A 19,341-nucleotide genomic window follows, 5' to 3' on the forward strand; every position below is an offset into this window, starting at 1 on the left:
TGGGACTTTCTAGGTCTTAGCGGGATAGAGGCATTTTGGAGGCACCCCACATGAGTTGCCAAAAAGGTGACACCCCAACTCGCGTAGCAAAAACAGAGCTTTAGCGTCGAAGTGCCCCCAAAAGGGCGGTTCGCTTTATCTTGCTAAAGCTCTTTTCTCTCCTAACCTCTCCTCAAGCTCCAAACCTATCTAATTAATTACGCTCTCTCAAAATAGTGCCGTCAGACGCGCCTGCCGGAGCCGCCCTCACGAGCGGAGGCAGGGGCGTTGGACTCGCCGCAACGCGGCGACCTAAAGTCATCAATGAATTAATCTGTGATTGTTCAACAGAGCTATGTTTGCACAGCAAATAATGTAAAGCTAAATGCCAACAAGTTATAATTATCGGAGCCATAATGAGTGAAAAAAGACCAGCTATACCAACTGCAACGAAGTTATCGCTATTCGCTCAAGCCGCAGGCCACTGCCAATACCCAGAGTGCCTCGAGCCTCTGTTTCCTAAAGATTTGGGGGGTGAAATTCACTTGGCTGAAATGGCTCATATTATTCCATGGGGCAAAAAGGGACCTCGTAGTCAAGATAGAGCTATAGGGACTGAGGACTTGCATAGCGTCGAGAATTTGATCCTACTTCACCCTACCTGCCACAAAAGAATTGACAAAGCACCTGACCAGTATCCACGTGAAGAAATATTGCGCTGGAAAGAGACGCATTTAGCATCATTAAACGCTAAGAATGGGATTATACCATACGAGACTAGAGAAGAGGCTGCAAAGCAACTACGCGAACGCATGGAGGAAAACAAAGCAATATGGGACAAATTTGCACCATGTGATGGGACAGAGTTTGAATATGACCCTGAAAGTGAAACGGCCAAAATTTGGGATAGAAGAGTAAAGGCCGTGATCATCCCAAACCACTATCACTTACTTTCGGTAATATCGCTCAATCGACACCACCTAAGTGAAAAAGAATCAAAAACAGTTGCGTTATATAAAGAACACGTGAGAGGGTTTACATCTAAACACCTAACCGCTTCTGAGGAGCCAGCGATCAGATATCCAGCAGAAATGGAAGGTTTATTCAAATGAGTTGGGCAACAAATTACGCACTAGAGAATATAGCGGAAAGAGGCGACATTTCCGCTGATTTAATATCAGACAATGTGATTGTTTTGAAGGCTGATAATAAGCCAGACGTCATGGCCTATATTAGCGACGCTCATAGTATTGAATATAATTCGGCAGGAGCAATGGCAGCCTCCCACCCCGAAATAGATTTCGTCTGCGGGTATAGAAAAAACTGTATTTGGCATGGTGACGCGATTACTTACCTAAAATCACAAAGTATTGGCTGGGGAAGTTTCGGAACTCTCACATCGGCTTTACTTGATGGGGATGCCAATCTTGCTGAGCACAAAGTATTTCGATTTGCAGCCCGTGCAATACGACAAATGGGAGGTATTACATTCGAACGGGAATATGATCGCGTCATTAAAGTTACAAACAACTACGGTAAAAACAAACGAATAGCCTTTGCGGAGGATTACGACCCGACAGCAGATGTCGTTAGAAAAATATGGGAAAAATTTGGACCCGTAGATGTCATTTGCAACATAAACCCCAATGGAAGACCAACATCGGGCGCACATTCTGCAGCAGAAGAATTGGGAACTAAAATACTTAAGTTAGGTGAAACAATGAGTGTCATTAGTAAACGATGATGAATTTTCAGGACGTTGCTAACAAAATACTGAATGAATGCCCAACAGCGTCAGAAATGCAGATATACGGATTTGGCTCCTTACTAAAAAAAGGTCATGGGGTTGATATTGATCTATTGGTAGTTTGTGATAACAAAACAAAAACTAAGCGCCTAGAAGCAGAATTAGGCAATCGTTGTTTCGAACTACCTCTACACGTTACTATTTTAACAAAACTAGAGGAGTATGAGACTAATTTTATTCAGGAACAAAATTGTATTGCCCTTGCTAGATTGGCCAAACATAGAGACAATCCCTGAACTAATTGCTCATTTATGGGAAGAAAGGGCACCCCTCCAACAATCTCTTTGAAATCGGATGCACAATTTTCATCATCTCATCTCGGCGGTAAGTTAGCGAGCCTCCGTCACCATATTCAGGTCGCGGGTTACGGTGGCCCATAAGGGTGCAACGAAGGCCGTAATCTAGCCCGCCCTCCAACATTCGCTTCTCAAAGCTATGCCTAAAGCTGTAAATGCGGTGGTTCATAGTGGGTAGAAGCTCTCTAACTTTGAAGCCATTAAGTAACGTTTGAGACAAGAGATAGCCTCTGTCTTGATAGTGCGGGAAGCCATTTGGCGCACGCTTCATAGCTTCGAGCGATACACCAACAAGCGGGATTTCGCGCACGGATGCTGTCGATTTCAATGCACGTTTGGAACTTGAACGAATACGGATATGCGGAATTTCATCGTTTAGACGAATGTTATCTGGCTCGATATTGGCTAGCTCGCTCGGTCGGCATCCTGTTTCTATCATGGCGAGACAAAGCAAAGCAGCTTCTCGATTTAGACCTTTGAACATATTGGGCGCGAGAATTTTTGACCTAACCCAATCATCACTAAATGGCTGCACTTGCTTCAATTTGGGCGAAGCAAAGCGTAGATTGCGGAACGGGTTCTGGCGGTTCTCATCTCCGATGTGTTCAAAATATCGGCGGTAGAGTTTGCGTAGGTTCCCCAAGTCTCGATTGGCGCTGCTCCCGCTCAACGGCTTTTGGTCACCCTTGGGCTGAACGCGGTCTGCCCAAAAGCGGTAGACATTTCGCGCTTCGTCGCGGCCTATCTCGAGCATATCCATATCACCGTTTAGCTTGATAAAGTTCGCCACGGCACGGCGTTTGACTTTGGTATAAGTCTTAAGCTGTTCTGGTGACTTACCTGTCTGCTCGTCCAGCGCAATCTCGCTTAGATATAGCTCTAAGGCTTGGCTTATTTTTACCTTTGGCGTTTCCGCCAAGCCAAGGAGTGCATCAGCATCCCGTTGCTGTTTTGGTGATAAAGGGCCATTGATTGGGCCAAGTGCCGTCACGCGCTGCACGATCTGTTCACCGTTCAATTTGTCCACGATTTCAGAGACTGGCATGTAGGTAAAGCCAAACGCTTGCGCCCGCTGCTGTAAGTCTTTCATGACGGCATCGGGTGCAGGCGTCCCGAAACGGCTAGGCGCAACCTCGCTCCAGCGCTGGTCGTCTGCTGCGGCGCATATATCGCGGCGTTGCCGTGCCACTTTGCGGCTGTCTGTTTCAAGGGAACGGTAAATCAAGACACGATCATCTATGTGGCGAACCGCTTTCGGGACGCGGCGCACATAATGCCATATGTCGTTGCGTAGTTTTAAATACTGATCTGGACGCTGAATCGACCTCATATAGCCATCTCCTGTCGTGCCAATTGTAAGGCAAGAAGTTAGGCAAATCGCGCGAGTTACCGTATGGAAAGTACAGGAAAGAGAGATTTTCCGAGACTTTTCAAAGGCTTACGCTCTTTGCAATGTCAGGAAAGTGGTGCGGCCGAGAAGACTCGAACTTCCACGGGTTTTACCCCACAGCGACCTCAACGCTGCGCGTCTACCAATTCCGCCACGGCCGCACATTAAGGTTGGCGGTCTATAGGGGCGTCAGGTCGACTTGTGAAGCCTAAAATGTACGCGAATGTCATGGAATACAGCTTAGCATGGGGAGCGTTTACGTCAGGCTTCCACCTATGCTAACGGGGCGCTTCTAGGAGATATGATTATGACCCATTTTACACTTTCCCTCTTGGCGGGCGCAGCCGTCATCCTTGCGGCTTGTGGCGGCAATGACGCGCCCGAAACGGCGGCAGACATTCAACAGATAGAGGCGAATGCCTCCGCTGAACTGGCCGATATGAAGCCGGCGGAGATGATTGACTATCTGAATGAAGAAGCGCTCGCCGTGACAGATGTCCTCAAAACTGTGACGGATAAGGCGAGTGCTGAAGCGGCGATTGATGATCTGCGTGCGCGCGGCCCGAAATTGGCGGCGGCGTTTAAGGCCTTTGAAAATATTGATGAGAATGAGATCAGCTTTGGCCTGATGCGGAAACTACCGAAAGTCATGCAGACACAGGCGGGCCTCGTCTCTGAAATGGGTCGGATTAGCGAAATCCCCGAGGCCCGCGCGGTCATTGAAACCGAATTAGATAAGTTGGAACTCCCCAAATAACCGACAAAATTTTCAGCGATAAACCTGTTCTCTGGGAGGTTTCAGAGGGCCTCACCGATTATGCCTTTGCGCATGAGCGCATGAAAACGCGCGCGGCGGCCATCGCAGCGGGCGAAGCGGAAGAGCTCGTCTGGTTGGTGGAACATCCCCCGCTTTATACGGCGGGGACCTCTGCCAACCCTGCAGACCTCGTCGCGCCGGATCGATTTGAGGTGCACGAGACGGGACGTGGCGGGCAATATACCTATCACGGGCCCGGACAACGCGTCGGCTATGTCATGTTAGACCTGCGCGATAGGGGGCGGGATGTGTCCGCCTTTGTGCGGGGGCTGGAACAATGGATTATTGATGCGCTGGCACAATTCGATGTGACAGCAGAACGCCGCTGCGGCCGGGTCGGGGTCTGGGTCACACGGAATGATGGACGTGAGGAGAAGATCGCGGCGATTGGCGTACGTCTGAAAAAATGGGTCAGCTTTCACGGGATTAGTGTGAATGTCTCCCCGGACCTCACCCATTTTGACGGTATCATCCCCTGCGGTATTCGGGAACATGGCGTCGCGAGTTTAGCAAATCTTGGTCATTCGGCCACGATGGTGGATCTCGATATGGCGTTGAAATCAGCGTTTGAAGCCCTGTTCGGGCCAACGACGATTACCGCATGAAAAAAGCCCGCCAAATGACGGGCTTCTCAAACTTTTAATCGAACCGGCCTAGCTAAATGTATCAGCTGTGCTTGTTTCTGGACCAAAGCGATTATCATGGTCTTCGTGTTTGATCATGCCGTTAAAGACCATCGCGATGACATAGGACAGGACAGCGCTGGCCACGGCGGAAATAATCATTCCCATCTGTGTCATACCGCTGGCCCCCATCGCGGCGGACATAGCGCCGCCAATATCGCCTTCGGCTGCCGCAGCTTCAGCAGCTTCAGTTGCCGCAAGTGCCGCATCCGCGTCCACGAACATTGGCGTCAGGATCAAGGACAGGACAAAGCCGGCGACCATGCCGACGATAATTGGAATCAAGCACATCCAACCTGATTTACCCGCATCGTGATAACGCTTAATCCAGAGCGCAATAGAGCACCACAGCAAGACAATCAAAATCGGAAATGATAGCAACGCCAACATTGGCGCGAATGCGAAAAGCAAATTAATGATCAGGCCGATCACGATTAAGATCGTATAGCCCTTCATAAAGTCTGCAGGTCCAACACGACCCGACGGAGAAAACAGTAAACTACCCATGTGACACTCTCTCATTTGTTGAATAACGATAAGAGAATGGCGGATTCTAACGAAAAATCAAGAAAAATCGACGGGAATAAGTTTATGCGGGACCGTAGCGATTTTCTTTAGAGTCAGGTTTTGCGAGGGCCAGCCAGAGGGAAAACCCGCCAATGACGGCACACATAAGGCCGTAAAGCCAACCTGTCCCTTCTGCCAATCTAGTTTCATATTCAGCTTGTAGCGCAGCGCGTACATCCTCGGGGGCGGGATTATCCGGCGTATATTGCGAAAAGGCGGTGAAATATTCACTGCCGCCAAACGTCATCATGACACCAATCATGACGGCGATCAGCGCGACAATCATACCCGTCAGTGGCCAAAATGACCGCCCAATATCGTGCAGGCGTTTTCCGTAAACACAATACATCATGTGCAAAACGAGGAATGGAAAGGGCAATGAGATAAGAAAAGCCCAAACAGAATTACCCAATCGACCTAAAACAAAATTGAAAATCGTTGACAGAACAACGATTGCGACCAACCCAATCAGGTAGTCGCGGCGGCCCATTCGACCACGGGGAGAGAGCAGGATTTTCAACATATTTGGCATAGCGTGCACTTAGCGCCCTGCCCCGCAAGGTACAAGCGGTGTGACCGAAATGTCGCGCCGCTTTATCCACCCGTATCCTGCTGCGTCGCGTTTAACGTCTCTTTCAATAAAGCCCGGTGTTTATCCGCCCGCTCGGCCAGTGCCGCTATATCGTCGCGCATCTCATAAGTCTCCTCGACGAGCTTATAATCAAATGCGAGAAAATCTTTGGCAAGGCGCGCCGCGCGGATATCGTCGAAGTCGAGCATCGTTAGCGCTGTCTCGCCGATTGCCAGCGCACCGCGAATGGTTTCCCGTTCCGCATAATCCACCCCTTCCGCCAAAAGATCAAAGAGATGCGTGCGGCCCCGTGCCCGCGCCAGAATTTTTGCATTTGGAAAAGCCTGTTTGATCGCTTTCACCGCTGTCGTGACGGCAACACGATCATCCATCGCCACAATAATCAGCTTGGCTTCGTCCGCGCCCGCAATGCGAAGGAGATCCATATCCGTGGCGTCGCCATAGTAGACGCGATGTCCGAATTGTTTCAAAAATTCGATATGGTCGCCGTCAATGTCGATGATCGTCGTGCCGACATTCTGTGTTTGCAGCAATCGTCCAACCACCTGCCCCACCCGGCCAAATCCAAGGATGAGAACGGGATTATGCTCATTTTGCGGGCTCTCACCCGTCTTGGCGGCCGCTTGCAATTGCGGCGCGACAAGCTTGTCATAAAACAGGACGAGGAGCGGCGTCAGCGCCATGGACAGCGCAATGACGGCATTTAGGAAGCTCGCCGTTTCAGGCTTGATCGCATTTTCTGTCAGGGCGAATTGGAACAGGACAAAACCGAATTCGCCTGCCTGACAGAGCAATGTTGCGAAGAGTATTCGACTGGAAATTTCCAATTTAAACAGCGTGCCAATACCAAACAACACAGCGAATTTCAGCGCGAGCAACCCAAAGACCACCGCGAAAATCTGAACGGGGAATTGTGCCAACATACCGAAGTCGAGGCTCATCCCGACACTGATAAAGAAGAGGCCTAATAGCAACGCTTTGAATGGCTCAATATCGGATTCGAGTTGGTGCCGATATTCGCTATCCGCCAACACGACCCCGGCAATAAATGCGCCTAGCGCCGCAGAAAGACCCAACCAATTCATCAGTAAAGCCGCACCGATCACAAGAAGCAGAGCAATGGCTGTAAAAGTTTCGCGGACATTGGAGCGCGCAATCATACGAAAAACAGGACGTAGGAGCAGACGCCCCGCCAGTACCATGCCGCCCAATACACCGAATATTGCGAGGACAAACATAAAGCCTTCGGGACGCGCCATTGCCGGACCATGACTGTACTCATGACTGACGCCATGATCTGCGCCATGCGCGGCCTCAGCCCCGAGAATATTTGGATCGAGCACGTCTCCGCTCAGTCCACCCAAAAACGGGAGTGAGGCGATCATCGCAATGACAATCACATCTTGGAACAAGAGAACTGCGAAACCTGAACGCCCCTCAGGGTGACCCATGATGGACCGGTCTTGCATCATCTGAAGCGCAATAGCCGTGGAAGAGAGCGCCAATGCCATGCCGACAACAAAGGCTTCCGCCCAGGCCAGGCCAAGCGCGTGGGCAATTACCGTTATCAATACCGTCGTAATAAGGACCTGCAGCCCACCTAAACCCAGAAGTTTGGACCGCATGTCCCACAAGGCTTTGGGCTGTAATTCCAGGCCGATGAGGAACAGCATCATGACAACGCCGAATTCCGCAAAATGTAAAATCGTTTCCGGCTCTGTAATGAGGCCCAGAACATAGGGCCCAATCAGAACACCCGCAATCAGGTAACCAATGACAGACCCCAATCCGGATAATTTGGATATCGGGACCAGCACGCAGGCCGCCGCCAGAAAAACAAAAACGGAGAAGAGGAGGTCTGCACTCATGGGAACACCTAAGAGTAATTTATTGAGACTTTAGACGCCTCAGTCTGGAATGACAGGTAAATTAAGCGCGCAGGATTATCCCAATGTTGTTTCGACAATATTCCCATGTTCCAGCATTTTATGGACCGGGCATTTATTTGCAATCTCTACGAGGCGGCCAAGCTCTTCCTCCGGGAGGTCAGACTCAATATTCAACACCCGTGAGAAGACGCTCTTAGTCTCGCCGTCGGCTGTCTTGCGGTAACTATGTGTGACCGTGACCGCGATAGTCTCAATCTCCCATTTCTTCCGTCCCACATACATACGCAGCGTAATCGCCGTACAAGACCCCAGCGAGGCGCAGAGATATTCGAATGGCGACGGCCCGAGATCGGAACTGCCATATTCGACAGGCTCATCCGCATAGAGATGGTGACGGCCATTCGTGACATCCAAGGTATATATTCCACCAAGACGTTCTTTAACGGTGACGGGTTGCGCCATTATAAAATCTCCACGAGGTTTGCGAGGGTGATGGTTTCCGTCCGCAGAGCGGCATCAATTTCCGCTTGCGCTTCATCTTCGCCCCAATGTTCAATTTGATAGGCATTATCGACGCGGGACACATCAAAGGCGGTACGGGGATCCAGCGCCCGCTGTATCACCGCCATAGCCAAAACGACAGACCCATAAACGGCGATGAGATGCACGAAGAGCGTCAGTTTCAAATCATCTAATTCATCCGCATAGGACGCGACGGCTCTCAAACTGGCCTCAGGCTGTTCAAGCGCTGTGAGGCTCTCCGTTATTTTCAGGTCAACGCCCTGCTCTGCGCCCCAATCGCGCCAGTCATCCCAAGCTGCGGCTTGTCTCTCCTGCAAAATACGGGGTTGAGTGGCGCGGTAGCAAATGAGGTCTGTCCCGGCATAACGGACAGCTTCCTCTATCAGATCATCGCGACGGGTTGGCGTCTGCTCACTCGCGACATTGACGAGCCGTGTGACGGGCATTGTGGATGGATCAATTTTATCAGTCTGCGCATCCCATTCTGCCGCGACCACCTTGGCCAGCGCTTCATTCGGCAAGGTCAATTTCATCTTACCGGGTGTTCGGACCTGTCGCCCATCGAGCAGCACACACCATCCGTCATCAGACGGCTCAACGGTGACGTCCTGATAAAACCGCTTAGCAAGAGACTTGGCCATTAATCCGGCACCACATCAAAGGGGAGGGTCAAGCGCGTTTCCTGCCCCTGAAACGGGACAGTCCCGTGCCACATATAGGAGGGGAAGAGGACGAGGCGGCCGGGTTTGGGCTGGATAAATTTTTCAGGTCCTACGCTCGGCAAAGGAAGAGAGGACTCGCCAAACTTAATCCACCCCTCTTTTGAAGTCTCATTCACGGAAGGTGGAATATCGACATAATAAGATGAGCTGATCCAGCCCATAGGATGGACATGATTAACATGATGCCCCGACTCGGAGAGACGGACAGACCATGCCCCCGCAATGCGATAAGACTCCCGCTTTCGACGACATAGCGGGTGCTGCACATCCTGTGGTAGGCGGTACATGTAATCCCGAAGAGGCCCATCGACCATGTCGAAGAAGGATTGAATGACCGGATCCTCGACAAGCGCGAGATTAATATCTGTCTGCGTCCCCTTCCGGAGTGACTGATTGACAGGCGTTCCAGTGTAGATGTGCAAACGACCCAAAGCGTCTTTCAAGGCCGCATTGAAAGATCCAATATCGGCATAGCCTTTTGGCGGGTCCAGATCATAAGGTCGAACGAAACGGTCATAATCATAAAGCGCGGTATGGTCCGCACCACTGGCCCGTTGCAGCGTCGCGGCGAGAGCGAAGAGGAATTGATTATTCGGCGCTTGCCCCAGGGCAGACTGAATCAGCTTTTGAGCTGTCGTATAATTCCCCGCCACAATCGCAGCCTGCGCATAGCCGGTCATCAAGGACAGGTCGCCCGGTTTGACGCTCAGCGCTCTCTGATAGATCTCGCAACTGCCCGGCGCATTTCCATTGGACAGTGCAAAATTTGCCATCTCCCCCAATATCTCCGGGTTCGAGTCAAATTTATCAGCCGCGACATCCATCAAGGCCCGTGACGCCGCATTCTGCTCTGCCCGTCGCAAGAGCTGGACACCTTTTATATAAGTCAGCGGTGTCGTGTCAGATGGCACCGTATATTCTGCGATCATGTTCAGGGCCTCGGATCGCAGTCCCCGCATTTCCAAGGCGTTCACTCCTATACCCAGCGCTTTTGGAAACAGCTCAGACCCAATCGGTAATTTCCCAATCGTCTCTTTCATCTCGTCTAACCGACTCATTGCCGAGAGAATAACGACCCGCTGAAGGGTCATGCGATCTGCATAGCGTGTCGCATTAACGGCGTTGAGTGTTTCAAGCGCGTCCTCATATTTGCCCAGATTGGTGAGCGCTTGAGACCGGGCATATTCCCCCATTTCGCCGAAGTCTCTACCGCTTTCCAATAATGTTAAAGCCTGACCAGGCTGTTCAGACTGAACATACATATCCAGTAAATTATCATAAGCAGGCTGATAATTCGAATCGAGCTTGATAGCCGCTTGATAAGCTTCTCTGGAGGCCGGCCAATCCGCCGCCTTTTTGAGAATATTTCCCCGCGTATTTGCCATTTCCGCCGTCAGGGGTGTCAGTGACGCAGCCTTTGACAGGCGTTGGTCAGCCGTCACGACTTGATTGACGGCAAGTGCCGTAAGCGCACCGAGGCGCAACACATCCGGCTGTTCCGGGTAGAGTTGCAGCAGGCTACGTATCCCGATTTCAGCCTGTATGACCTCACCCGCTTGATAGGCGCCGTAGAGGTTTTGAAGGGTTTGCGCGAGTTCGCTCATAGCAAGCCCTCCCAATCGACCTCGTCATTTTTCGGATTAAAACCGAGCGTTTGAAAGGCACTGAACATATGCGGCGGGAGGTCTGCGACAAGCTTGAGCGGCTCGCGGCCCTCGCGCGGAATTTCCAGTGAGCGCGCATGGAGGTGGAGCTGCCAGATAAGGCCGCCCGGCATAGGACGGTCCGTGAGGTAACGCGGGTCGCCTGCAATGGGTGCGCCGAGCAATTGCATGTGGAGACGCAGTTGATGCGTTCGTCCGGTGAGCGGCATCATGATGACCCAGGCGGCTTTCTGTCCGGCATTGGTCTGCACCTGATAGAGGGTCCGAGCATGTTTCGCACCGTCCGACCCGTGACGCACGGCGACCATGACTTCCTTGCCCTCATTGATATTGCCAAAGCGATTATCGAGGCGACCCTTGGCCATGTAGCCCTTAATTTCGCCTGCCGGTGGTTTGGGCACACCATTGGTTACGCCCCAATAGATCTTCTCCGCACGGCGGCTCTGGAACGCCCGACCCGCCCATTTCGCGGCGGCGACGTTTTTCGCGATGAGCAGCACGCCGGAGGTATCACGGTCAAGACGGTGGACCAGACGGCAACCTTCTCCCAGCGCAGGCAGCATACCGTCCACATGACGGGTTGTTTTCGTACCGCCCTGCACGGCCAGACCCGCAGGTTTATTAATCGCAATGAGTTCATCATCCTCATAAATCACAAGAGATTTAATGAGCTTCGCATCTTCCGGATTGACGGGTTTGGGACCGGACATATCGGACGGGTCCGGCAAGGGCGGCACGCGGACTTCCTGCCCGCCCTCAACACGGACATTGCCCTTGGCGCGTTTCCCGTCGAGGCGAATTTCACCCTTGCGGAGAAGTTTTTCGACTTTGCCATGCGGGATATGCGGGAATTGCTTTTTGAACCAGCGGTCCAAGCGGGAGCCGGAGTCGTGGTCTGGGACCGTGATCTTTTGAACGCCACTCATGTCGCGACTCCTCCGGCCAATGTCCGCATCAGGACTAATCCCAATCCGACGGCCATAATTGATAATAAAACTGACGCGCTGACATATCCGAACAATTGCCCATAGGCTTTCGTTTCAAACATCCGAAATGCTTCCAACGAAAACGCGGAGAAAGTCGTAAATCCGCCCAACACGCCGACACCTGCAAAAAGGCGAATATCGTTTTGCGCTTCAGGCGTCTTCATCGCTAACCAGCCAATCAGCAAGCCCATGAGCAGGCCACCAATCACATTCGCCAACAGCGTTCCTACCGGGAAACCCGGCCCAAAGGCCCGTAAAGATACAAGTCCGAGGCCGTGGCGCGCACTCGCACCGATGGCCCCGCCAAGGGCGACATAAAGAAAAGACATCATGGGCGGGACTTAGACCCGCCCTCCCCGCTTGGCCAATAAAAAACGGGGCCATAAGGCCCCGTTCTCAAACGCAATACAGTGCGGACCTAAGTCGGGAAGAAATAATTCCCGCAGCGCTTCATGAAATAAACCTGCTTTCCATTGCGGGACGCGAATTGAAACGCCTCGAGATGGGACAGATCCTCCATGTCATAGGTCACATACTGATAGCCGTGATATTCGCCAAAACCTAGAACGCCTGATGTACCATTGGCAATGGACGTCTCTGTAAAGTCTGCCGCTGTCACCTCTGACCAACCCGTATAACCCAGTTCTTTTGCGAGATAGTCGAGATAGTTCCGATCAAAGTTGTTTGTCGCGTAGCGCGCATTTAACTTGTCATAGAAGGCCGAACCACTCAGGCCGCGACTGTCACCAAATTCCGGGAATGTCCCCAGACGACGGACCGTCACGGGTGTATCGCCCGCAAGGAAGATACCCGCCGTCGCACCTGCACCGGAGAGGAAACCTGCAGATGACGTCACAGAATTATTGCGTGTTGGCGTCGCGCTCGGTGTTTCAACCACGGCAAACTCGACCTCTGGCACTGGCGGACAATTGGCGAGGTCTTCGACTTCGCTATCGTCCCAACAAGTGAAAGTCGGCGCGGGTTCAGGTTCAACCGCCGCTGGGGCCGGTTCCACTGGACAAGCCGATTGCGCGGTCACTTCATCCCCGTTCCAACACGTGATCTTGGCCGGACAGGCCGAGAGCGTTGCGGCTTCCGTCCCGTTCCAACAGCTGACCATGGGAGTAACTGCCGCTGCGCCGCTTTCGGTGGCTACAGGTGCGACTTTGGCTGTTGTCTCACCGCCCACACAATTTTTGAACAGGAAGAACATGGCGAGCAGCGCGATGAGCGCCAGAAGCAACCACTTCAACCAACCCCAAATACCGCCACCACCATCATAGGCCGCCGCTGCGGGTTCAGCCGCTGCGGCCACTGCAACAGGTTCTGGCTTGGCGGCAACCGGAGCCGCAACGGGTTCCGGTCTCGCAGCCGCTGACGCGGCGACGGCCGCCGCCGCCAAGGGGGCCGCAGCGACTTTCGCAATTGGCGCAGAGGGTTTCGGCGCAACAACCGGAACAGCCGCAGCCCGTTTGCGTGTGCCCATGAGATAAGCCGCGCCAGCTGCCGCAGCAGCGGCAGAGCCATACCAAACTGACCGCGCGATTTCCTTGTGATTGCCGGCCTTGAGACGATAATCATATTTACCGTTTTTCAGTGGACCCCGATACTCATAGCGTTTCTCAATGCCGATATTTTTTTCAACGGACGCCACACCCGTATCACGCGCGGCTTTCGTTGGATAACCTTCGGAGATCAGGGCAATTTTATCATTCTCGAAATAGGCGAAATAATGTTTACCATCGTCACCGGTAAATGTCTCAATACCATGCTCGCGGCCTTCGGTTTGTCTTTGGTAGAATGCGAGCGGTTTGTAATCCTGCTCAACATTCGCGGCTCTTGCAGCCACTGCAGCCCCAGCGGCCAAACCTGCCGCGCCAACAGCACCCGCCGTCAGCGCTGACTTTAACGGCATTTCGCCGCGCAACCGTTTCGCACCATCCTGCGCCGCACCTTCGCTATCATACCAGCGTGACGTCGCAATTTCCTGATGATTAGCGGCGTTGATATCGAAATAATATTTGCCGTTCTTATGCGTGTGGTGTTTGTAACGGGCGGCCAGAGGCATGTTTTTCTTGACCGACTCGACGCCATTATCACGGCCACGCGCAGACGTGTAACTCTCTGAAATCAGAACAACGTCGCCGTCCTGCGCATAGTTGAAATAATAAGCGCCATCTTCGTCGAATTGATTAAAGCCGTCGCCCATCCCGCCATGTTTTTCGTAAAACGCGAGAGGTTTGTAATTCTCAATACGGCCGTCTGTAGATGTGAAAGCTGCTGTAGCGGCTGCTTTTGCAGGTTTGACTTTGGGAACAGGTTTTTTAGGTGCGGTTTTCTTGGGCGTCGCTGTTTTCGCCGCTGGTTTAGCCGTCGCTTTTTTCGCAGCCGTTTTCTTAGCTTTCACTTTTCCTGTTAGTCGACCGACGACATGTTCTGCAGCGGCCAGTGTTTTATATTCCGGACTAATCGCAATTTCTTGATGATTTCCGGCTCGAAGTGAGAACCCGTGCTTTCCGCCGTCACGGTGTGTAAACTTGTAACGCCCCTTAATTTTCTCATTCGTCCGTATGGAAACAATGCCGTTATCTCGTCCCGCAATACTCTTATAAGCCTGACTGAGCATGCAAATATTTCCGTCGGAATAGCGACAGAAGTAATATTCGCCCTCTACTTCAAATTTTGAAAAACCCGTCTGTTTCTCGGTTCCGTGCTTTTTATAAAATGCGAGCGGCTTGTATTCGTCCAATATTTTATCGGTCATGCGTAATCTCCCCTAAAACCCCATGAAATGGTGATAGGGCAAAGATTACCCGAATGTAAACGCCCTCTCGCCTTAGGCGAAAGTTCATTCAGCTGCGATTAATATTGAGGCTTAATTTTGCGGAGGAAGATAACGAATAGGCAGGGCGCCAATACGACCATTACGATCAACCTGTACATCCCACACCACATCAACTGGCTCAGAGAGCAGAAGATCATCAATCTGGCGCGTGGAACTAATCTCTACGCCATTAACCTCCAGAATCAGATCGCCTGGACGCAGACGGTTATAATTCGCCGCCGAGCGACTACGCACTTTCAAAACCATGACGCCTGTGAGGTAAGGGTCGAAGCCCAGTTCCTCGCCGAGCGCGGGGCTCATATTCACAACAACTGCCCCATCAAACGGATGAATACCGTCTAGCGCGCGTTCGTCGCGCTCCGGGTTTTCCTGCGGTGTGTCGACTTTGACTTTTGTGCTACGCATGCGCCCGTCACGAACATACTCGACGGAAACAGTTTCATCACGTCGGAGCGTCGCGAGTTTAAACCGTAAACCGCTATCATCATTAATTTCCGTATCGCCGACGGAAAGGATGACATCGCCCTTTTCGAGCCCAGCTTTGTCCGCAGGACCACGCGGCAGAATTTCGTTTATGACAGCCCCGCGTGCCCGATCCAGCCCCAAAGCGGACGCCATGGTCGCATCAATTCCATTGGTTCGCGCCCCGATCCAAGGCCTGACGATCCGCCCCTCGGACAGGGCCGAGTCAATTGCGCGCTCGACAAGCTCCGCCGGGATAGCAAAGCCAATCCCGTTTGACCCTCCGGAGCGCGAGAAAATTGCCGTATTCACGCCAATCAATTCACCCTGTAAATTTACCAAGGCCCCTCCCGAATTGCCCGGATTAACGGCGGCATCGGTTTGAATGGCACTGGAAATATCCGAGACATTGGTCCGGCCCAGCGCAGAAATAATTCCGGATGTCACAGTCTGGCCCACCCCAAACGGATTCCCAATCGCGAGAACGATATCCCCGATCTCTGGCTCCATATCCGCTCCGACTTGTAAGACGGGCATGACTTCGCCCTGTGTATCAATGCGGAGGATGGCAAGATCGGTTTCTTCATCTTGTGCCACAACTTTAGCTTCGAATTCGCGGCGGTCATTCAACACGACCTTAAGCTCATCCGCGCCTTTGACGACATGCGCATTGGTCACGATGATTCCGTTGGAGCGCACGATCACACCGGAGCCGAGCGAGCTTTCCACCCGTTCCCGCGGCGCGCGTTGCATGCCGAACATCTGATCAAAAAAGGAGGACCGCGTCCGCGTCCGCACAGTCCGTGATGTAAAGATATTCACCACAGCAGGCGACGTTTGTTTCACTACGGGAGAATAGGACAGTTGTACCTGCGCCTGAGATGTCGGCACCATACGCTGAACATCCTGCGCGGTGGCAGGTATTGCGAACATGGCGGTCGCTGCGAGAATGGAGGGGAGTAATTTTTTCATAGCCCTCACATAGGCGCACCCGAGCCAGGGTTCAAAGGCTCGGGCGCAGAATCTTGCCGGGTTTTCATCCCAAAGGACGGAACATGGCAAAATAATTCGGTGAGATCAGTCTTCCCCTTCAATCTTGAGGCGGGCTTTCTCGAGTGACTTTTTAGCTTTTTCCAACTCACGTAACGCCTGTTTGAGTTCACGTGAGGCTTCACTATTTTCAGCCATGCGCTCTAATTGATGCTCGGTGATCTTGAGTTGACGTTCTGCCAAATCAAGTGACCGTTCGACTTTGATGCCTCCATCTCCGAAACGAATAACCGTATCCGGCAGACGCTGACCGTCCGAGTCCGTAAACTCAGATTCTGTGCTGAAGGTGAAACGCTTGGCAGATTTATCATCTCTATTCGTCAAGATGCGGACACTTGCTCCCTCGCCCTCACCTTTAAAAATGGATTGAATTTTAGCTCTCAAGCTCTCTTGGCTCGCTTCATCTCTGTCAAACCAGGCGTGGGTTTCACCATTTACGATGACCTTTATATCACCGTCTTCCAGCATTTGCGGAAAATCCATTTCGCCCAACTCGCTCAGCTCACTTAGGGCGCTCAAGCCTTCAAGTTTGGATAAGCCGCTTAAGCCCTCAAGTCCGCGCAGGCCTTTGAGACCCTCAAGTCCCTTGAGGCCTTCTAGACCCTTTAGCCCTTCGAGTCCCTTCAGACCTTCCAGCCCTGATAAATCAGGTTTATCAAAGGTCACGACTTCGCCGTTTTGGAGAGTCAGTTCATAGACGCCATCATCCGTGAGATACACATTGATCTCCTCACGCGTATCACCGCCATCGCTTATCTGATAGGCTTTCAACTCGCCGTCTTCCGTGACGATTTCATAAGCGCCCCCACTGCGGAGTTTCGTCTCGCCATCATTGGACCAGATGGCACCGTCCGAGAACATGATAACAGATTTCGTTTTGTCATCATCATGCGGATGATCACCTGCGATGGTCAGAGGCGCACTCAACGCGGCAACACACAATAGAACCGAACCGGCAAGCGTGCGTGAGAGTTTGGTCACGGGACGTTTCCGCGCGAGAATTTCTATCCGGTCGGCCAAAGGACTGGCCATACCAAGCGTCAGGGGATCAGACACCCCTAGATCGAGTAGTTTAATCATTTGAAGTCTCCTTTTCTTCAATTTCAGCCTCATCTGTCTCTACGAGAGAGAGTGCGAGATGTGCGCCGGCTGCTGACGATCCTGTTGTTTTAGCCGCCTGCAGCAGAGTTTTTGCGTAGTCCAATTTGTTCGTGCCGGACTGGCCTGTTTTCGCAATGACAAAGGCATCACATGCCGCTTCCTGATCAACACGCATCTTATGCACGGCGTAGTGAACCAGCGGATTGAACCAATTAATTGCGCGGAAAACTAAGGCAGCAAAAGCGGCCCAGAGGTCTTTGCGTTTGATGTGGGCGAACTCATGGACAAGCGCATAGTGGCGCTGTGCCGGCGTATAATCCTGCATAAAGTCTGAGGGTAAGATTACCGTTGGACTCACAACACCCGTCACAAATGGACCGATATTTTGATGTGAGACACGCAATATCGGAACAGCTTTTAAACCTGTAATATCCCCAGCAACGCGGCCTTCAGCCAACAAAGTTTCATTCGCAAAATCACTCGTCCGACGCATTTGCAACAAAAAAGCGCGCTGGCGAAAAAGTTGGAACGCAAACCATGACACCGCTACCCCCGACCAAATCCCAATAATCATTGGTGTCCAATCAAAGCCCTGTTGGGTAGGCGCTATAAATTCATCTAATGGTAAACTGGGGTCCGCAACAGGGAACGTATCCGGTGAAGGCGTTTGGTATCTTGCCGTGACATCCGCCATTGGGCCCGTCGCTTCGGGTTGAGGTCTAAATCGTCCGGGCAGCCAGCTTTGTGGTATAGCAATGACCGGCAGGACCAGTCGGATAAGTGGAAGCAACCAAAGCGCATAAGTCGCGCCCGCACCGAAAGCCCGCGCGAAGGGGCGTCGGATAATCAGAATTCCGACGATCAGAAGGCTGACCACGAACCCCGTCTGGACCGCCCAATCCATGACAGCTTCGGGAGTCATGATTTCAAACTCTCGATCAGCGCTTCTAGTTCAGCAATGTCCTCATCGGAAAGCCCCTCACCTTCCGCCAGATGCGCGACCAGCGGTGCGGCGCGACCGCCAAATAACCGCTTGGCAAAACTGCGCGTGGCAGGTCCGGCGTAATCCTCGCGACTGACTGTCGGCGTGTAGAGAAACCGTCGACCGTCTTTTTCGGTCGACAGCGCCCCCTTCTCCACCAACCTTGCGAGGAGCGTCTTGACCGTCCGATCGGACCAGTCCTTTTTCTCTGCCAGACGATTGGCGACTTCGGTGGCACCCAAAGTCGGTTCGCGCCAGAGCACGTCCATCACGTCCAGTTCGGATTGGCTGATCTTGGTTTTCACAATTTTCCCTTCGATTACATCTGTAGTCATATGATTGACTACAGATGTGGTCAATAATTATTTTGTGACTCTTCCGTAATTTTAAAAGAAGTGGTTTTTAGATCTTACGGGCAGACACATAAAAGCTTCCACCCTCATCTTCATCGGTCGCGATGACGGCCAAACCGCTTTCCGCAAGACAGGCGCGATAAGCCTCTATACCGAGCGAGCTGGACGCGCGGCCGGTCTGCAAATCCTTCCATTCGCAGATCTGTCGCGGTGCAGAAAACAGGAACCACCCTTTCGGATTAAGATGCTTTGCAACCTGGTCAATGAATTGTCTCTGCGCGTGTTCCGGCAGTAAAAATATGAGTCCGATCGCGAGAATAGCGTCAAATTTTTTATCAAAAAAGCGACTATCCTCAACAGGCTCGCAAGCGATGGGAATAGCAGGAAAGGCTTGGCGATAGGCCGCAACCATTTTTGGCGAAGCATCAATCGCGGAGACGGACAATCCTGCGGAGACGAGGACAGGCGTGAGTGGCAAGCCATGCCCACAACCTATGTCCAGCACTGTCGTGCCCTCACCTAATCCATGGGCCCAATTCCGGACAGTAGAAACACCTGCGTCAGACCGAAGACGCATAAAGTCTTCGGCAATAGCGTCCCAGCCATGCGACCGATCAGGCTGATGCGCCACAGC

20 protein-coding genes and 1 tRNA gene are annotated in these 19,341 nt (G+C 52.2%); 5 read left to right on the forward strand and 16 right to left on the reverse strand.

Going from position 1 to position 19,341, the window contains the following annotated elements:
• Positions 1 to 395: 395 nt before the first annotated feature.
• The 3 genes from ACP9M6_RS13045 to ACP9M6_RS13055 are packed head-to-tail and all read left to right on the forward strand — an operon-like array spanning position 396 to position 2,022.
• Positions 396 to 1,091 carry an HNH endonuclease gene (locus ACP9M6_RS13045; protein ID WP_427451782.1) on the forward strand — a complete coding sequence of 232 codons (696 nt, stop codon included), beginning with the start codon at positions 396 to 398 and terminating at the stop codon, positions 1,089 to 1,091.
• Entirely contained in the window at positions 1,088 to 1,723 is a 636-nt protein-coding gene (locus ACP9M6_RS13050; protein WP_427451783.1) for a hypothetical protein, read from the forward strand. Before ACP9M6_RS13045 ends, ACP9M6_RS13050 begins: the two co-directional genes overlap by 4 nt.
• On the forward strand, positions 1,720 to 2,022 hold the full coding sequence (locus ACP9M6_RS13055) for a hypothetical protein (protein ID WP_427451785.1): 303 nt from the start codon (positions 1,720 to 1,722) through the stop codon (positions 2,020 to 2,022). Before ACP9M6_RS13050 ends, ACP9M6_RS13055 begins: the two co-directional genes overlap by 4 nt.
• Before the next feature lie 13 nt (positions 2,023 to 2,035).
• Here the strand turns inward: ACP9M6_RS13055 and ACP9M6_RS13060 are convergent, their stop codons facing one another.
• A complete protein-coding gene (locus ACP9M6_RS13060) occupies positions 2,036 to 3,412 on the reverse strand; it encodes a DUF6538 domain-containing protein (protein ID WP_427451787.1) in 1,377 nt (458 codons plus the stop codon).
• 134 nt (positions 3,413 to 3,546) lie between these two features.
• Positions 3,547 to 3,633, reverse strand: a tRNA-Leu gene (locus ACP9M6_RS13065).
• 146 nt (positions 3,634 to 3,779) lie between these two features.
• Between ACP9M6_RS13065 and ACP9M6_RS13070 the strand changes: the two genes are divergently transcribed.
• Positions 3,780 to 4,229, forward strand: coding sequence for a hypothetical protein (locus ACP9M6_RS13070; protein ID WP_427451789.1), 450 nt, complete (start codon positions 3,780 to 3,782; stop codon positions 4,227 to 4,229).
• Positions 4,226 to 4,894, forward strand: coding sequence for a lipoyl(octanoyl) transferase LipB (gene lipB / locus ACP9M6_RS13075; RefSeq protein WP_427454792.1), 669 nt, complete (start codon positions 4,226 to 4,228; stop codon positions 4,892 to 4,894). Before ACP9M6_RS13070 ends, lipB begins: the two co-directional genes overlap by 4 nt.
• A 48-nt stretch (positions 4,895 to 4,942) precedes the next feature.
• On the opposite strand, the gene ACP9M6_RS13080 is transcribed toward lipB, so the two are convergent.
• The 14 genes from ACP9M6_RS13080 to ACP9M6_RS13145 form a co-directional block, all read right to left on the reverse strand.
• Positions 4,943 to 5,479 (reverse strand): DUF805 domain-containing protein, encoded by a 537-nt coding sequence (locus ACP9M6_RS13080; protein ID WP_427451790.1) that lies wholly within the window; start codon positions 5,477 to 5,479, stop codon positions 4,943 to 4,945.
• 82 nt (positions 5,480 to 5,561) lie between these two features.
• Positions 5,562 to 6,071 carry a DUF805 domain-containing protein gene (locus tag ACP9M6_RS13085; protein ID WP_427451791.1) on the reverse strand — a complete coding sequence of 170 codons (510 nt, stop codon included), beginning with the start codon at positions 6,069 to 6,071 and terminating at the stop codon, positions 5,562 to 5,564.
• A 62-nt stretch (positions 6,072 to 6,133) separates the two neighbouring features.
• Positions 6,134 to 7,999: a monovalent cation:proton antiporter-2 (CPA2) family protein gene (locus ACP9M6_RS13090; RefSeq protein WP_427451793.1), complete on the reverse strand. Its 1,866-nt coding sequence runs from the start codon at positions 7,997 to 7,999 to the stop codon at positions 6,134 to 6,136.
• Between the two features lie 75 nt (positions 8,000 to 8,074).
• Positions 8,075 to 8,482: an OsmC family protein gene (locus ACP9M6_RS13095; RefSeq protein WP_427451795.1), complete on the reverse strand. Its 408-nt coding sequence runs from the start codon at positions 8,480 to 8,482 to the stop codon at positions 8,075 to 8,077.
• On the reverse strand, positions 8,482 to 9,183 hold the full coding sequence (locus ACP9M6_RS13100) for an ATP12 family chaperone protein (RefSeq protein WP_427451797.1): 702 nt from the start codon (positions 9,181 to 9,183) through the stop codon (positions 8,482 to 8,484). The genes ACP9M6_RS13095 and ACP9M6_RS13100 overlap by 1 nt, the downstream gene beginning before the upstream one ends.
• Positions 9,183 to 10,868 (reverse strand): putative 2OG-Fe(II) oxygenase, encoded by a 1,686-nt coding sequence (locus ACP9M6_RS13105; protein ID WP_427451799.1) that lies wholly within the window; start codon positions 10,866 to 10,868, stop codon positions 9,183 to 9,185. Before ACP9M6_RS13105 ends, ACP9M6_RS13100 begins: the two co-directional genes overlap by 1 nt.
• Positions 10,865 to 11,854, reverse strand: a complete 990-nt coding sequence (locus ACP9M6_RS13110) for an RluA family pseudouridine synthase (RefSeq protein WP_427451800.1) — start codon at positions 11,852 to 11,854, stop codon at positions 10,865 to 10,867. Before ACP9M6_RS13110 ends, ACP9M6_RS13105 begins: the two co-directional genes overlap by 4 nt.
• On the reverse strand, positions 11,851 to 12,246 hold the full coding sequence (crcB, locus tag ACP9M6_RS13115) for a fluoride efflux transporter CrcB (RefSeq protein ID WP_427451802.1): 396 nt from the start codon (positions 12,244 to 12,246) through the stop codon (positions 11,851 to 11,853). The genes ACP9M6_RS13110 and crcB overlap by 4 nt, the downstream gene beginning before the upstream one ends.
• 86 nt (positions 12,247 to 12,332) lie before the next feature.
• A complete protein-coding gene (locus tag ACP9M6_RS13120) occupies positions 12,333 to 14,678 on the reverse strand; it encodes a DUF1508 domain-containing protein (RefSeq protein WP_427451803.1) in 2,346 nt (781 codons plus the stop codon).
• 111 nt (positions 14,679 to 14,789) lie between these two features.
• The gene (locus ACP9M6_RS13125; RefSeq protein ID WP_427451805.1) at positions 14,790 to 16,193 is read right to left on the reverse strand and encodes a Do family serine endopeptidase; all 1,404 of its coding nucleotides are present in this window, start codon (positions 16,191 to 16,193) and stop codon (positions 14,790 to 14,792) included.
• Positions 16,194 to 16,298: 105 nt separating this feature from the next.
• Positions 16,299 to 17,351 (reverse strand): hypothetical protein, encoded by a 1,053-nt coding sequence (locus ACP9M6_RS13130; protein WP_427451807.1) that lies wholly within the window; start codon positions 17,349 to 17,351, stop codon positions 16,299 to 16,301.
• Complete coding sequence (locus tag ACP9M6_RS13135) at positions 17,344 to 18,294, reverse strand: M56 family metallopeptidase (RefSeq protein ID WP_427451809.1); 951 nt, start codon at positions 18,292 to 18,294, stop codon at positions 17,344 to 17,346. The genes ACP9M6_RS13130 and ACP9M6_RS13135 overlap by 8 nt, the downstream gene beginning before the upstream one ends.
• On the reverse strand, positions 18,291 to 18,689 hold the full coding sequence (locus tag ACP9M6_RS13140) for a BlaI/MecI/CopY family transcriptional regulator (protein ID WP_427451811.1): 399 nt from the start codon (positions 18,687 to 18,689) through the stop codon (positions 18,291 to 18,293). Before ACP9M6_RS13140 ends, ACP9M6_RS13135 begins: the two co-directional genes overlap by 4 nt.
• Positions 18,690 to 18,756: 67 nt before the next feature.
• Positions 18,757 to 19,338: a class I SAM-dependent methyltransferase gene (locus ACP9M6_RS13145; protein ID WP_427451814.1), complete on the reverse strand. Its 582-nt coding sequence runs from the start codon at positions 19,336 to 19,338 to the stop codon at positions 18,757 to 18,759.
• Positions 19,339 to 19,341 lie beyond the last annotated feature (3 nt).

Origin of the sequence: Litorimonas sp. WD9-15 (genome assembly GCF_050271975.1) — a bacterium.
Taxonomy (GTDB): Bacteria; Pseudomonadota; Alphaproteobacteria; order Caulobacterales; family Maricaulaceae; genus Litorimonas.

Bases quoted from the DNA above. Each gene is read 5' to 3' on its own strand.
- crcB (WP_427451802.1), bottom strand. From the start codon at position 12,246: ATGATGTCTTTTCTTTATGTCGCCCTTGGCGGGGCCATCGGTGCGAGT.
- ACP9M6_RS13130 (WP_427451807.1), bottom strand. From the start codon at position 17,351: ATGATTAAACTACTCGATCTAGGGGTGTCTGATCCCCTGACGCTTGGT.
- ACP9M6_RS13080 (WP_427451790.1), bottom strand. From the start codon at position 5,479: ATGGGTAGTTTACTGTTTTCTCCGTCGGGTCGTGTTGGACCTGCAGAC.
- ACP9M6_RS13070 (WP_427451789.1), top strand. From the start codon at position 3,780: ATGACCCATTTTACACTTTCCCTCTTGGCGGGCGCAGCCGTCATCCTT.
- ACP9M6_RS13095 (WP_427451795.1), bottom strand. From the start codon at position 8,482: ATGGCGCAACCCGTCACCGTTAAAGAACGTCTTGGTGGAATATATACC.
- ACP9M6_RS13105 (WP_427451799.1), bottom strand. From the start codon at position 10,868: ATGAGCGAACTCGCGCAAACCCTTCAAAACCTCTACGGCGCCTATCAA.
- ACP9M6_RS13045 (WP_427451782.1), top strand. From the start codon at position 396: ATGAGTGAAAAAAGACCAGCTATACCAACTGCAACGAAGTTATCGCTA.
- ACP9M6_RS13060 (WP_427451787.1), bottom strand. From the start codon at position 3,412: ATGAGGTCGATTCAGCGTCCAGATCAGTATTTAAAACTACGCAACGAC.
- ACP9M6_RS13090 (WP_427451793.1), bottom strand. From the start codon at position 7,999: ATGAGTGCAGACCTCCTCTTCTCCGTTTTTGTTTTTCTGGCGGCGGCC.
- ACP9M6_RS13100 (WP_427451797.1), bottom strand. From the start codon at position 9,183: ATGGCCAAGTCTCTTGCTAAGCGGTTTTATCAGGACGTCACCGTTGAG.
- ACP9M6_RS13055 (WP_427451785.1), top strand. From the start codon at position 1,720: ATGATGAATTTTCAGGACGTTGCTAACAAAATACTGAATGAATGCCCA.
- ACP9M6_RS13125 (WP_427451805.1), bottom strand. From the start codon at position 16,193: ATGAAAAAATTACTCCCCTCCATTCTCGCAGCGACCGCCATGTTCGCA.
- ACP9M6_RS13140 (WP_427451811.1), bottom strand. From the start codon at position 18,689: ATGACTACAGATGTAATCGAAGGGAAAATTGTGAAAACCAAGATCAGC.
- ACP9M6_RS13135 (WP_427451809.1), bottom strand. From the start codon at position 18,294: ATGACTCCCGAAGCTGTCATGGATTGGGCGGTCCAGACGGGGTTCGTG.
- ACP9M6_RS13120 (WP_427451803.1), bottom strand. From the start codon at position 14,678: ATGACCGATAAAATATTGGACGAATACAAGCCGCTCGCATTTTATAAA.
- ACP9M6_RS13110 (WP_427451800.1), bottom strand. From the start codon at position 11,854: ATGAGTGGCGTTCAAAAGATCACGGTCCCAGACCACGACTCCGGCTCC.
- ACP9M6_RS13085 (WP_427451791.1), bottom strand. From the start codon at position 6,071: ATGCCAAATATGTTGAAAATCCTGCTCTCTCCCCGTGGTCGAATGGGC.
- ACP9M6_RS13050 (WP_427451783.1), top strand. From the start codon at position 1,088: ATGAGTTGGGCAACAAATTACGCACTAGAGAATATAGCGGAAAGAGGC.